13 protein-coding genes and 1 pseudogene are annotated in these 12,414 nt (G+C 66.7%); 12 read left to right on the top strand and 2 right to left on the bottom strand.

Annotated elements, in window-relative coordinates; all coding sequences use genetic code 11:
- Nucleotides 1-196 (top strand): annotated as a pseudogene (locus ACTHL9_RS12840) (hypothetical protein); the annotation flags it as partial.
- A gap of 78 nt (nt 197-274) precedes the next feature.
- Here ACTHL9_RS12840 and ACTHL9_RS12845 read toward each other — a convergent pair.
- Nucleotides 275-1,483, bottom strand: a complete 1,209-nt coding sequence (locus ACTHL9_RS12845; protein ID WP_440519598.1) for a heparan-alpha-glucosaminide N-acetyltransferase domain-containing protein — start codon at nt 1,481-1,483, stop codon at nt 275-277.
- A gap of 68 nt (nt 1,484-1,551) precedes the next feature.
- Between ACTHL9_RS12845 and ACTHL9_RS12850 the strand changes: the two genes are divergently transcribed.
- The 8 genes from ACTHL9_RS12850 (at nt 1,552) to ACTHL9_RS12885 (ending at nt 9,851) form a co-directional block, all read left to right on the top strand.
- Nucleotides 1,552-1,779 (top strand): hypothetical protein, encoded by a 228-nt coding sequence (locus ACTHL9_RS12850; protein WP_440519599.1) that lies wholly within the window; start codon nt 1,552-1,554, stop codon nt 1,777-1,779.
- Nucleotides 1,780-1,809: 30 nt separating this feature from the next.
- Complete coding sequence (locus tag ACTHL9_RS12855; RefSeq protein ID WP_440519601.1) at nt 1,810-2,559, top strand: carbon-nitrogen hydrolase family protein; 750 nt, start codon at nt 1,810-1,812, stop codon at nt 2,557-2,559.
- Nucleotides 2,560-2,612: 53 nt separating this feature from the next.
- Complete coding sequence (gene dapA, locus ACTHL9_RS12860; RefSeq protein WP_440519603.1) at nt 2,613-3,521, top strand: 4-hydroxy-tetrahydrodipicolinate synthase; 909 nt, start codon at nt 2,613-2,615, stop codon at nt 3,519-3,521.
- Between the two features lie 27 nt (nt 3,522-3,548).
- The gene (locus ACTHL9_RS12865) at nt 3,549-5,240 is read left to right on the top strand and encodes a ribonuclease J (protein ID WP_440519605.1); all 1,692 of its coding nucleotides are present in this window, start codon (nt 3,549-3,551) and stop codon (nt 5,238-5,240) included.
- Nucleotides 5,241-5,332: 92 nt separating this feature from the next.
- On the top strand, nt 5,333-8,167 hold the full coding sequence (locus ACTHL9_RS12870; protein WP_440519607.1) for a DNA translocase FtsK: 2,835 nt from the start codon (nt 5,333-5,335) through the stop codon (nt 8,165-8,167).
- A gap of 9 nt (nt 8,168-8,176) precedes the next feature.
- Nucleotides 8,177-8,785, top strand: coding sequence for a CDP-diacylglycerol--glycerol-3-phosphate 3-phosphatidyltransferase (pgsA, locus tag ACTHL9_RS12875; protein ID WP_440519609.1), 609 nt, complete (start codon nt 8,177-8,179; stop codon nt 8,783-8,785).
- 16 nt (nt 8,786-8,801) lie between these two features.
- On the top strand, nt 8,802-9,266 hold the full coding sequence (locus ACTHL9_RS12880) for a CinA family protein (RefSeq protein WP_440519611.1): 465 nt from the start codon (nt 8,802-8,804) through the stop codon (nt 9,264-9,266).
- Nucleotides 9,267-9,425: 159 nt separating this feature from the next.
- Nucleotides 9,426-9,851, top strand: a complete 426-nt coding sequence (locus ACTHL9_RS12885) for a helix-turn-helix domain-containing protein (protein ID WP_138418590.1) — start codon at nt 9,426-9,428, stop codon at nt 9,849-9,851.
- Nucleotides 9,852-9,879: 28 nt separating this feature from the next.
- Here the strand turns inward: ACTHL9_RS12885 and ACTHL9_RS12890 are convergent, their stop codons facing one another.
- Entirely contained in the window at nt 9,880-10,425 is a 546-nt protein-coding gene (locus ACTHL9_RS12890) for a MarR family winged helix-turn-helix transcriptional regulator (protein ID WP_440519613.1), read from the bottom strand.
- 33 nt (nt 10,426-10,458) lie between these two features.
- Between ACTHL9_RS12890 and ACTHL9_RS12895 the strand changes: the two genes are divergently transcribed.
- From ACTHL9_RS12895 to ACTHL9_RS12905, 3 genes are all read left to right on the top strand, one after another.
- Entirely contained in the window at nt 10,459-10,683 is a 225-nt protein-coding gene (locus ACTHL9_RS12895; protein WP_440519615.1) for a DUF3046 domain-containing protein, read from the top strand.
- A 172-nt stretch (nt 10,684-10,855) separates the two neighbouring features.
- Nucleotides 10,856-11,902, top strand: coding sequence for a recombinase RecA (gene recA / locus ACTHL9_RS12900; protein WP_138418584.1), 1,047 nt, complete (start codon nt 10,856-10,858; stop codon nt 11,900-11,902).
- Between the two features lie 3 nt (nt 11,903-11,905).
- Nucleotides 11,906-12,412, top strand: coding sequence for a regulatory protein RecX (locus tag ACTHL9_RS12905; RefSeq protein ID WP_440519617.1), 507 nt, complete (start codon nt 11,906-11,908; stop codon nt 12,410-12,412).
- Nucleotides 12,413-12,414: the final 2 nt, after the last annotated feature.

Here is a 12,414-nt window from a genome sequence, read left to right on the forward strand (position 1 = left end):
CGCCGCCACCGGGGACTACACGGTGGCCCTGACCACCGTCTACGCCGGCCAGTTCTCGGTCGACGGGGGCCCCTTCCAGCCCATCCCCGGCACCGCCCCCGTGCCCTCCCCGGCACGGGAGCTCTCCGTCTGGCGCTCCCAGGTCAAGCTCTACGCCGAAACCTGCACCACCAACCCCCACGGCGAAGGCTGCTAAACCACCTGCACGTCGCCCGGCCGCGGCTCCCCTCGAAGATGCTGAGGGAGACGCGGCAGACGAACGTCGCCTGGACGATTACCTGACGCGCCCTCGGCGGGGAGGTGCCGCCGCCGTCCTCTGCTTGAGGTTCCCGAGACGGTAGGCGCCGTGCGCCCCCCACTCGAGCGGGCCCCTCCAGCCGTTGGCTCGGAAAAGCAGCCCTATCGCCAAGGCGGCAACGACATGAACGGCGAGCAGCCCCTCTCGTTCAAGGCCTGGTGTTCCGCCGGCCTGGCTCCATGACACCGCCCACACATGGGCGGTGTAGAGGGTGAGCGTCATGCTTCCCGCGCCCGCGAGCGGGAGGAGGATCCCGGTCCGGCTGAATGGCCCGATGCGGGCTAGGAGGAGGAAGAATCCGAGAGCCAATGCCGAAGTGCCGCTCGTGTGCAGGAGGTCGAGGGTGGTGCCCGAGTGGGGTGCGGCGGTTGCCAGCCACCACACGGTGCCGGTCTGCTGCACGCCGAGCAGATCGGCCCGGAGCATGGCATCAAGCGGCCATTGGCTGGCTTGAGGCGTGGCCATGAGCGCGGCATGGCCACCCAAGGGGACCATGAGCGCCCACTCGGCCGCCTTCCCCAGGGCTGCGGCCGCGGCTCCTCCCACAAGCAGTCCCACCTGGACGCTCCAGTTCCGCAGCGGCAGGCGGCCCATCCACAAGCCCACGAAGATATAGGCCATCCATTGAACGACGGGGTAATTCCCGGTCACGAAGAGGTCGGCCAACAGCTTGCCGGGATCGCCGAGGTCTGTCCACGTTGGATTGTGGCCGAGCACCAACGGCTCCGGGCGGTCGAGAAGCCAGGGCCTCACGATGAACGCCGCGACCGGGGCCAGCATGATCCATGCTCCAGCGAGGAGACCGAGCGATCGCTGACTGAGTCTCAGTGCTGGAATCGAGCACCAGAAAAGGACAGCGTACTGGACCAGAATGATCGCGATGTTCACATCGAGCCCGCCGAGGAAGAGGCCGACGACGGCGATCACCAGTGCGCGGAGCGCGAGCCCCGGGCGGTTGGCAGCAGCGGGAACGCGGCCGAGGGAGAGGGAGATTCCCGCCACGACGGCGAAGAGCGCGGCGGCTCGTCCCGAGAAGGCGAGGCCGATCCATGTGGGCTCCATCCGCCCGGCGAGGTCGGGCTCCATGGTCGGCAGGATGTGCGTGGCCATCATGGCGAGCAATGCCGTCCCGCGGGCAAGATCGACCCCGATGAGTCGCGTCGCGGCCGTGGGAGGAGACGCCATGGGCTCATGCTCTCACGGGGCGGGGACGCCCTTGTTGTTCGAACACATCTTCGAATATGCTCGAAGGCATGGACGCTCCACATGATCCCGAGGCCCGGGGAATCGAGAACCCGCTCGCGGTTGGCGAGCAGACGGTCGGGGAGCTCGCGCGCAGGCTGAGCGAGGTGGACGTCGAAGTTCTTCGTCCCGAAGAGCTCGTCCGGTTCTCGCTCGCTGCGGGCCAGCTGGCGGGATGGGCCGAGGCTCTGCGGAGGGCGGCCGAAGCTCGCCTTGTCGCGCTCCTCCACGCCCCCTGAGCGGACAGCCTGATGGCCTAGGATGGCCGCATGTCCGCTGAGCTCACCGTCGCAGCCGTGCAATACGAGTCGAGCCAAGGCGGAATCGCTGCCAATATCGGTGGGCACGTCCAGGCCTTGGAGGATGCCGACGGGCACGGTGCGCGGATCGCCGTCTTCCCCGAGCTCTCGCTCATCGGTTACGACCTCTCGCAACTCGACGACGACGCGTGCTGGCTCACGAATCCCTCGAGCCAGCTCGCTGAAGTTCAGGCCGCGTGCGAGGACATGGGAATCATCGCGGCTTTGGGCGCGGCGGTCCGTGAGCCGGATGGGACGCCGCGTCTCGCGTCGGTGCTGATCCGACCCGGAACCATTCCCCTCATCGCCCCGAAGACTCACGTGCACGGAGCCGAGCAGCACTATTTCGAGCCGGGCTCGGGACCCACGCTTGTCGAGGTGGATGGCTGGAATATCGCTCTCGCCGTCTGCTTCGACGTGGCAAAGCCGTCGCACGCCGCAGAAGCTGCGGCCAGCGGTGCCGACGTCTACGCGGCTTCCGCGGTTTACGTTGTGGGAGAGGAGCGGCGGTTGGACCTGCATTTCGGGGCCCGGGCCATGGACAGCCGCTTCTTCGCGCTGCTGGCGAACGCCGCCGGGAGAACGTCACTGGGTCCATCGTGCGGCGGGAGCGGCGTGTGGGGTCCTGACGGGCACCGGATGGCCCACGCGAGGGGGACCGGGTCAGAGGTGGTTTCTGCGCTGCTGTTCCGCTCCATGCTTGACCGTTACCGCCGCTGAATTGCGAACGCTCCGTTCTCCATCTCGAGCGGCGACAGGGTAACGTTTTGAGCATGGCTGACTCCGACATCCGCACCCAGACTTTCGGCACCCTTCTGACCGCGATGATCACGCCTTTCGCGAAGGACGGCGAAGTCGACTACGATGCGGCGGGTCAGCTGGCGGCCAAGCTTGTCGACGACGGATGCGATGGCCTCGTGGTCACCGGCACCACGGGTGAGACCTCCACCCTCACGGACGAGGAAAACCTTGCGATGTTCAAGGTCGTCCTCGAGGCCGTGGGCGGCCGGGCCAAGGTGATCGCCGGCACCGGGACGAACGACACCCGCCACTCGATCAGCCTCTCCCGGCGAGCAGCCGAGCTCGGCGTCGACGGCCTCCTGATCGTGACGCCCTACTACAACAAGCCCAGCCAGGCGGGAGTGCAGGCGCACTTCGAGAGCATCGCCTCCGCGACGGACCTTCCCGTGATGCTCTACGACATTCCCGGCCGTTCGGGGATCCCGATCGCCACGGACACGATCCTTCGGCTGGCCGAACACCCCAACATCCGCGGCCTCAAGGACGCGAAGGCGGACTTCGGCGGCATCACCCGGGTTCTGGCAAAGACCGACCTCGCCGTCTATTCCGGCGACGACGGGCTGACGCTGCCGTGGATGGCGGCTGGTGCCCTGGGCGTCGTAAGTGTGACCGCCCACGTGGTCACGAAGCAGTTCCGTGCCCTCGTCGACGCGGCGCTCGCCGGTGACTTCGCGACTGCCCGAAAGATTCACTTCGATCTCGACCCCGTGATCCGCGGCATCATGACCCGCGTGCAGGGCGCCGTCGCGACGAAGCAGGTTCTCAAGTGGCAGGGAGTCCTGCCCACCTCCACCGTCCGGCTTCCCCTCGTGGAGCCGGGCGACGCGGAGCTCGCCCTCATCCGAGCCGATCTGGCCGAAGCCGGAATGGACTTTGCCTAGATGGACTGTACCTAGAAAGAAGAAGCTATGACCCAACTTGCCCTCCCGGTTCTGACGACGCCGCCGAAGCTGCCTCAGGGCACTCTCCGGATCGTGCCCCTCGGGGGACTGGGCGAGGTCGGCCGCAACATGGCCGTCTTCGAGATCGACGGCAAGCTCCTCATCGTCGACTGCGGTGTCCTCTTCCCGGAAGAGCACCAGCCCGGCGTGGACTTGATCCTCCCGGACTTCTCCTACATCGAGGATCGCATCCAGGACGTGGTGGCCTGTGTGCTCACCCACGGTCACGAGGATCACATCGGGGCCGTCCCCTATCTCCTGCGGCACCGCCGCGACATCCCCCTCGTCGGATCGCAGCTCACGCTGGCGCTCGTGGAGGCGAAGCTCGCGGAGCACAGGATCACTCCTGTCCTCCGGGTGGTCGAAGAAGGCCAAGTCCTCGACTTCGGCCCCTTCCAGACCGAGTTCATCGCCGTGAACCACTCCATTCCGGATGCTCTCGCTGTCTTCATTCGCACTGCCGGAGGCACCGTCCTCCACACGGGTGACTTCAAGATGGACCAGCTCCCGCTCGACGGCCGCATCACGGACCTCCGCCACTTCGCCCGGCTTGGCGAAGAGGGCGTGGACCTCTTCATGGCGGACTCGACGAACGCTGACATCCCGGGGTTCACGACCGCCGAGAAGGAGATCGGGCCGGTCCTCGATCGGCTGTTCGGGCAGGCGCGCAAGCGGATCATCGTGGCCAGCTTCTCCTCGCATGTTCACCGTGTGCAGCAGGTGCTCGACGCCGCCCATCACCACGGTCGCAAGGTGGCCTTCGTGGGCCGGTCGATGGTGCGCAATATGACCATCGCCGCGAAGCTCGGCTACCTTGACGTCCCGCCGGGCATTCTCGTGGACATCAAGCACATCGACGACTACCCGGACCACCAGCTCGTCCTGATGTCGACCGGGTCCCAGGGCGAACCCATGGCAGCCCTCTCCCGGATGGCGAACGGCGACCATCGCGTGCAAGTCGGCACGGGGGACATGGTGATCCTCGCCTCGTCGCTCATCCCGGGCAACGAGAACGCGGTCTTCCGCGTCATCAACGGGCTGCTCAAGCTCGGAGCCAAGGTCGTCCACAAGGGCAACGCCAAGGTGCACGTCTCCGGCCATGCGGCGGCGGGCGAGCTCCTCTACTGCTACAACATCGTCGAGCCGCTCAACGCCATGCCGGTTCACGGCGAGACGCGCCATCTCATCGCCAACGGCAATCTCGCCCTTGAGACGGGGATGGAGCCGGACAGCGTGATCCTTGCCGACAACGGCACGGTGGTTGACCTCGCAGACGGGCGTGCTCGGATCGTGGGCCAGGTCGAGGTGGGCTTTGTCTACGTCGACGGCAGCAGCGTGGGCGCTATCACCGATGCCGATCTCAAGGACCGGCGCATCCTCGGCGATGAGGGCTTCATCTCGGTCATCACGGTGGTGAACCGCTCGACGGGCAAGGTCGTTTCCGGCCCGGAGATCCACGCCCGCGGCGTGGCGGAGGACGACGCCGTCTTCGATGACATCATTCCGAAGGTCAACGAGGCGCTCGAGGAAGCGATCCTCGCAAAGCCGGACCACACGGCGTACCAGCTCCAGCAGGTGGTCCGGCGTGTGATCGGCACCTGGGTGAGCCGCAAGCTGCGGCGCCGGCCGATGATCATCCCGGTGGTGCTCGAAGCCTGAGCAGCCAACCGGGGCTATAGCGCGAGGGGCCGCCGAGCCGTGGACCGTTGAGGTCCACGGATTCGTCGGCCCCTCGCGCTACCGTAGGGATCATGGCGACCCGTACTTCCTCCGCGCCACGCACCCCTCGATCGAGCCAGGGCAAGGCCTCAGGCTCCGGGTCCAAGCGTCCATCCGGCAGATCCGCGTCCGTCACCAGCAGGGACACCGGGCAGCCATGGCCCGCGCGCGTCGTCGGCGGGGCTTGGCAGGGGATCGCCCATGCCGTCGGTGCGGGTGTGAGGCGCATCGGCACCGACGTGAGCAACATCGATCCCGCGGCGCGGCGCGACGGAGCCGGCCTGTTCAATCTGGCCCTCGCAGTGTTCATCGCGACCTTCGCGTGGTGGGGTTGGCACGGGTGGTTCCCGGATGTGGTCTACGCGGTGGTCAACGGGACGTTCGGGTGGATTTCCCTGGTGCTCCCGCTCATGCTCGGGGTCTGTGCCTTCAGGCTCTTCCGCCATCCGGAGGACCAGCGCGGCAACAACCGGGTGGGCATCGGCTTCCTCGTCATGGCCTTCTCCGGAGCGGGACTCGCCCACGTGCTCGGCGGCCTGCCATCCGTGGCCGACGGCTTCGACAGCCTCCGCCGCGCGGGCGGGATGGTGGGGTTCCTCGCCTCGTCGCTGATGGCCTCGATCAATCCCGCTGTCCCGGTTGCGGTCTATTCGTTCCTGCTGTTCGTCTCGGTCCTCATTGTGACGGCCACGCCCTTCACCGCCATTCCCCGACGGCTGCGGGAGGGATGGGAGCAGCTCATGGGCGTCGATCCGGCGAACGACGACGCAGACGGCCATGATCGCAGCTACCTGTACGACTCGGACCGGCGGGCAGAGGAGGTCGCGAAGAAGCCCAAGAAGAAGCGCCGCCTGTTCGGACGCGACGAGTCCACCGAAGAGCTCGAGGCGGCGGAGGGATTCGCCGGCGATGAGCCCTATGAGAGGGCCGTCGTGGGGGATCCCGACCCCACGGAGGCTCTTGCCGCCGGTGCCGCCGCGGGGCGGGGACGGTCTCAGGCCGAAGCCGCGATTGAGAAGATCCGTGCAGCGAGGGGAAGCGCCAAACCAGCCGAGAAGGCGCCGGAGGGAGCCACCGAGGCGATCCCCGCCGTCGTCCCTCAGACAGCCCCGACTGTCCCGTCCGCACCGCGCCCGCCAGCAGCGCCGCCGTCGCCCATCCCGCAGCGGACCGAGCAGCTCCAGCTGGCCGGCGACGTCACCTACACGCTCCCGTCGTCGGAACTCCTCGTCCAGGGCACGGCCCCCAAGGAGCGCACTGAAGCGAATGACGCGATCGTTGCCGCGCTGACCAACACCCTGCAGCAGTTCAACGTGGACGCAGAGGTGACCGGTTTCAGCCGTGGTCCGACGGTCACGCGCTACGAGATCGAGCTCGCTTCGGGAACGAAGGTCGAGAAGGTCACGGCGCTCAGCAAGAACATCGCCTATGCCGTCGCGAGCTCGGACGTGCGCATCCTGAGCCCCATCCCCGGCAAGAGTGCGATCGGCATCGAGATCCCCAACACGGACCGCGAGACGGTGTCGCTGGGCGACGTCCTTCGCAGCCAGAACGCGCGGCGGACCGACCATCCGATGGTCATGGGCGTGGGCAAGGACGTCGAGGGCGGCTTCGTCGTCGCGAACCTCGCCAAGATGCCGCACTTGCTGGTGGCCGGTGCGACCGGTGCTGGCAAGTCCTCGTTCGTGAATTCGATGATCACGTCGATCCTCATGCGATCCACTCCGGACGAGGTCCGCATGGTCATGGTGGACCCCAAGCGCGTGGAGCTCACCGCATACGAGGGCGTCCCGCACCTCATCACCCCCATCATCACGAACCCGAAGAAGGCAGCCGAGGCCCTTCAATGGGTGGTGCGCGAGATGGACGCCCGGTACGACGATCTGGCCAACTACGGCTTCAAGCACATCGACGACTTCAACAAGGCCGTGCGCGCGGGCAAAGTGGTGCCGCCGCCGGGCTCAGAGCGGAAGGTCAAGGCCTACCCGTACCTCTTGGTCATCGTTGACGAGCTCGCCGACCTCATGATGGTCGCCCCGAGGGACGTCGAGGATTCGATCGTGCGGATCACCCAGCTTGCGCGTGCCGCCGGCATCCACCTGGTGCTCGCGACGCAGCGCCCATCCGTCGACGTCGTGACAGGCCTCATCAAGGCGAACGTGCCTTCTCGCATGGCCTTCGCGACGTCGTCCGTCACCGACTCCCGAGTCGTGCTTGATCAGCCCGGGGCGGAGAAGCTCATCGGCCAGGGCGATGCGCTCTTCCTGCCTATGGGCGCTTCCAAGCCGATGCGCGTCCAAGGCGCGTGGGTCTCCGAATCCGAGATCCATCAGATCGTGGAGCACGTCAAGGGCCAGCTGCAGGTGACGTACCGCGAGGATGTCGCAGCGGAGCCGGAGAAGAAGCAGATCGACGAGGAGATCGGCGATGACCTCGAGGTCCTGCTTCAGGCCACCGAGCTCGTGGTGACCACGCAGTTCGGCTCGACGTCCATGCTCCAGCGCAAGCTGAGGGTCGGCTTCGCGAAGGCGGGCCGCCTCATGGACCTCCTCGAGAGCCGCGGTGTGGTCGGGCCCTCGGAGGGCTCGAAGGCGCGCGACGTCTTGGTCAAGCCCGACGACCTGCCCGCCGTGCTGGCCGCGCTCCGCGGTGAGGACTCGCCGTCGTCCTCGCCCGCAAACCACACCGAGCAGGCCCTGGCGGAGAACGCGAACGTCAACCACCGGATGGGCGACCAGGCCCTCGACTCGCCCTATGCGGAGGACGTGGTCGCCGCTGATCTCGACGCGCGCACCCAGGCCGTGGACTACTACGACGAAGACGACGACGGCGGCAGCGAGGACGCCTGGCAGCTCACCGGCCGCTAGGCTTGGTTGGTGACCACCGCACAGCAGCCGGAGCAGACGGGCCCTCGGGCCTCCCAGCTCTGGAACCTGCCGAACATCCTCACGATGTTCCGGATCGTCCTCGTGCCGGTCTTCGTCTGGCTGATGCTGGCTGACGGCTCCCATCAGGGACCCTTGCGGTGGCTGGCGGTGCTGGCGTTCGCCATCGCGATGTACACAGACCAGCTCGACGGCCAGATTGCCCGTCGGCGCAACCTCGTCACGAACTTCGGCAAGATCGCCGACCCGATCGCGGACAAGCTCCTCACGGGAGCCGGGCTCCTGCTTCTCTCGGCCCTGGGCGAGCTCCCGTGGTGGATCACGATCGTCATCCTGGTGCGGGAATGGGGCATCACGGCACTGCGGTTCGTCGTCATCCGCTACGGTGTGATGCCCGCCTCGCCAGGGGGCAAGCTCAAGACGGTCCTCCAGACCATAGCCCTCGGGCTCTACCTGCTGCCGCTGAGGGACGTTGCGCCTGCGGTTCCTGCGGTGGCATTTGTGGTCATGCTGGCCGCCGTTGCGGTGACGGTGGTGACGGGTGCGGACTATGTGGTCAAAGCCGTCAGGCTCCGGGCTGCGGCGGTGCGGGGGGAGTGACGCGGTGGAGCGGTCCGTGACCGCGGAGGAGGTCGTCGCGGCCTTCCTTGGGGCAGGCGCCACGGTGGCCACGGCGGAGTCGCTGACGGCGGGCCTCGTCGCCGCTGCCCTCGCGGACGTTCCGGGCGCCTCTGGGATGCTGCGCGGCGGAGTGGTCAGTTACGCGAGTGAGGTCAAGGCCGGGATCCTTGGGGTGTCCGAGCAGCTTTTGGCCGAGGCCGGTTCGGTCAATCCCCACGTCGCGGCGCAGATGGCCGAAGGAGCGCGACGGGTCTGCGGCGCCGATTACGGAGTGTCGACCCCCGGGGTGGCTGGGCCGGACGCCCATGACGGCAAGCCAGTGGGAACCGTCTATGTTGCAGTTGCCGGCCCGGAGAGAACTGAGACCCAAGAGTTCACCTTCGAGGGAAACCGCGCTGAGATTCGCGCGGCCGCAAGGGACGCGGCCCTTCGGGCGCTCCTTGCGGGGCTCATGATCTGAGAGCTGCCTGTGATTTTGGGTAGGGTTCAAAACCACTGGGGAACAAAGGACCAAAGCTGATAGTTGATTCTAGTGTCGCCACCGCAACGGCGGCATCTAGGATGGGTGACACGGAAGCCCGGCGAGCCGGGCACCCCTACAAGGAGCGCACTGATACACATGGTCAAGCAGCCCGTAACCGTCAATGGCGTAGTCCGCTGGCGCAATGTGGGCTTGGCTGAAATCGCCCCTGAAGAGAAGAAGGAGCGCAAGATGGTAGTTCTGCGTCATGAGATTGGGGACGTCCTGCGTGACGTCCGCCAACGTCAGGGCCGTACGCTCCGTGAAGTTTCCCACAACGCCCGCGTTTCGCTCGGTTACCTGAGCGAGGTCGAGCGGGGTCAGAAGGAAGCGTCCTCTGAGCTTCTCTCGTCGATCTGCGCGGCCCTTGATGTGCCGCTCTCAGCCATGCTCCGCGAAGTCAGCGATCGGGTCGCCGTTGCCGAGGGCATCGCCGTTCCGGACACTGTGCCGCAGGAATTCTCGCAGCGGTACGGTCGTGACCTCACCGAGGAGCTGGGGATCGAGCTCAGCGGATCGCGCTGAGATCCGAGGCGACGGGCCGACGTAACGGCTAGTCGCCGTCGGCCATAGATTGTTGAGCCGGAGGGGCAGGACGCGGGTCCTGCCCCTCCGGCTTTTGGTGCTTACGCTGGCCGGCGGCGGCGAGGGCCTCGTTCACCCGCGAGAAGTAGCCGGCCAGCTGCGAGAGGTCCGTGAGATCCCACGAGCCGAGCGCCTCGCGGAAGAAGGAAAGGCGACGGCTGCGCAGCTCCTGGACCTCGGCGACGCCGGCCGGGCTGAGGGCGACACGCTGTGCCCGGCGGTCGTCCGGGTCGTCGGCCTTGGTGACGAGTCCGAGCTGCTCGAGCAGAGCGACCTGACGGCTGACGGAGGGCTTGCCGATTCCGATCAGGGCTGCGATCTCGGTGACGCGCATGGGCCCCTCCCGCTGCAGCAGCATGAGCAGGCCGTAGGCCCCGGGCTCGACTTCGGGATGCAGCGACCGGGAGATGGCGTGGGAGACGGCCCGGGCCCGGCGCCAGAAGAGGCTCAGCTGCTGTTCGATCGTTTCGAATGCAGCGTCGAACTCCTGCGGATTCTCGCTCGGGGTGGGCATGAGGCAATCATAGGTGGGTGAAAGAATGTACCGATGCGGCATAGCGACTTCTGGCGGCTCATGGAGGATGAGTTCGGAGAGGGCTACGCGCGGGTGCTCGCTTCGACCCTGGTGCTGACCGCGGTGGGCGGGCGCACCGCCGTTGAAGCGCTGAGGGCTGGGCAGAACCCCCGCACTGTCTGGCTCGCAGTGTGCGACATGCAGGATGTCCCGCCAGAGCGGCGACTCGGCAAGGACAGGCCGCTCAAAGATTCATGACACGCCGATGGGTTCTTCGAAGATGTGTTCGGTGAGCGGTAGTCTCTTCATCAGGCAAAGATTCACGGTTCCGGGCCGAGTTGTCCACATACGCATGCGAGGGGCGCTGTGTTGTCGGTGGGCGTCGGTAGCGTAGCGAGTGGATTGAACGGCAACCGACCGGAGGTGGACCATGGCGGCAGCGCCAGATCGCGCAAAGGCACTCGAAGCGGCACTCGCGCAGATCGACAAGCAGTTCGGCAAGGGATCGATCATGCGTCTCGGGGACGATACCCGGGCGCCGATCGAGGTCATCCCGACCGGCTCGATCGCTCTCGATGTGGCGCTCGGGATTGGCGGGCTCCCGCGTGGCCGTGTCGTGGAGATCTACGGCCCTGAATCATCGGGTAAGACCACAGTCGCCCTCCACGCGGTCGCGAACGCCCAGCGGAACGGCGGCATCGCCGCCTTCATCGACGCGGAGCACGCTCTGGACCCGGAGTACGCGGCGAAGCTCGGCGTGGACACGGATGCACTGCTCGTCTCGCAGCCGGACACGGGTGAACAGGCACTCGAGATCATGGACATGCTGGTGGGGTCGGGTTCGCTCGACATCATCGTGATCGACTCGGTCGCGGCTCTCGTTCCGCGTGCCGAAATCGAAGGAGAGATGGGCGACAGCCACGTGGGCCTCCAGGCGCGCCTCATGAGCCAGGCCCTCCGCAAGGTCACGGGTCGCCTCAACCAGACAAAGACGACGGCCATCTTCATCAACCAGCTGCGTGAGAAGATCGGCGTCTTCTTCGGCTCTCCGGAGACGACCACCGGTGGAAAGGCCCTCAAGTTCTACGCCTCGGTGCGCATTGACGTCCGGCGCGTCCAGACGCTCAAGGAGGGTGCGGACTCGGTCGGAAACCGCACGAAGGCGAAGATCGTCAAGAACAAGATGGCGCCGCCCTTCAAGCAGGCCGAATTCGACATCATCTACGGTCAGGGCATCTCGCGAGAAGGCGGGATCATCGACATGGGCGTGGAGCACGGCATTATCAAGAAGTCCGGCTCGTGGTTCACGTACGACGGTGACCAGCTCGGCCAGGGAATGGAGAACTCGCGGCGGTTCCTGCGCGACAACCCGGAGCTTGCCGAAGAGCTCGAGCGGCTCATCAAGGAGAAGCTCGGCGTGGGCACGAAGCCAGCCGAAGAAGAGCAGCCGCGGCTCAAGGCCGTCGACGGCGAGTAGCCGGTGGGTCGTTCCCCGGAACCAGAGGAAGACCGCGAAGCCGATCCCGAATCGGTCGCGCGGGCGATCCTTCTCCGCCAGCTCACGCTCGGTCCCAAGACCCGGCACCAGTTGGCGGAGAAGCTCCGCGGGAGGAACGTACCGGAGGATGTCGCCCAAGCGGTGCTGACGCGCTTCGAGGACGTAGGGCTGATCAACGATGCCGAGTTCGCCGGCATGTGGGTCCGTACGAGGTCCTCGGGCAAGTCGCTCTCCAAAGCCGCTCTTCGTCGGGAACTGGCCCAGAAGGGCATCGTCGGGGCCGCGGCCGAGGGTGCCCTCTCGGATCTGAGCGACGACGATGAGCTGGAGGCCGCGCGTCGGCTGGTGGCGCGGAAACGCCGCCCCGTGGATGCAACTGACTTGAGTGCGCGGGATAAGGAGCTGCGGCGACTGGCCAGCATGCTCGCCCGAAAAGGCCACTCTTCGGGCCGGGCGTTCCGGCTTGCGGCGGAGGCGTTGGACGGCTGACA

It is taken from the genome of Sinomonas sp. (assembly GCF_051955515.1).
GTDB lineage: Bacteria > Actinomycetota > Actinomycetes > Actinomycetales > Micrococcaceae > Sinomonas.

Coding starts and splice junctions, on each gene's coding strand:
- ACTHL9_RS12865 (WP_440519605.1), top strand. CDS start 3,549: ATGACCCAACTTGCCCTCCCGGTTCTGACGACGCCGCCGAAGCTGCCT.
- ACTHL9_RS12855 (WP_440519601.1), top strand. CDS start 1,810: ATGTCCGCTGAGCTCACCGTCGCAGCCGTGCAATACGAGTCGAGCCAA.
- ACTHL9_RS12845 (WP_440519598.1), bottom strand. CDS start 1,483: ATGGCGTCTCCTCCCACGGCCGCGACGCGACTCATCGGGGTCGATCTT.
- ACTHL9_RS12890 (WP_440519613.1), bottom strand. CDS start 10,425: ATGCCCACCCCGAGCGAGAATCCGCAGGAGTTCGACGCTGCATTCGAA.
- dapA (WP_440519603.1), top strand. CDS start 2,613: ATGGCTGACTCCGACATCCGCACCCAGACTTTCGGCACCCTTCTGACC.
- recA (WP_138418584.1), top strand. CDS start 10,856: ATGGCGGCAGCGCCAGATCGCGCAAAGGCACTCGAAGCGGCACTCGCG.
- ACTHL9_RS12870 (WP_440519607.1), top strand. CDS start 5,333: ATGGCGACCCGTACTTCCTCCGCGCCACGCACCCCTCGATCGAGCCAG.
- ACTHL9_RS12895 (WP_440519615.1), top strand. CDS start 10,459: ATGCGGCATAGCGACTTCTGGCGGCTCATGGAGGATGAGTTCGGAGAG.
- ACTHL9_RS12885 (WP_138418590.1), top strand. CDS start 9,426: ATGGTCAAGCAGCCCGTAACCGTCAATGGCGTAGTCCGCTGGCGCAAT.
- ACTHL9_RS12850 (WP_440519599.1), top strand. CDS start 1,552: ATGGACGCTCCACATGATCCCGAGGCCCGGGGAATCGAGAACCCGCTC.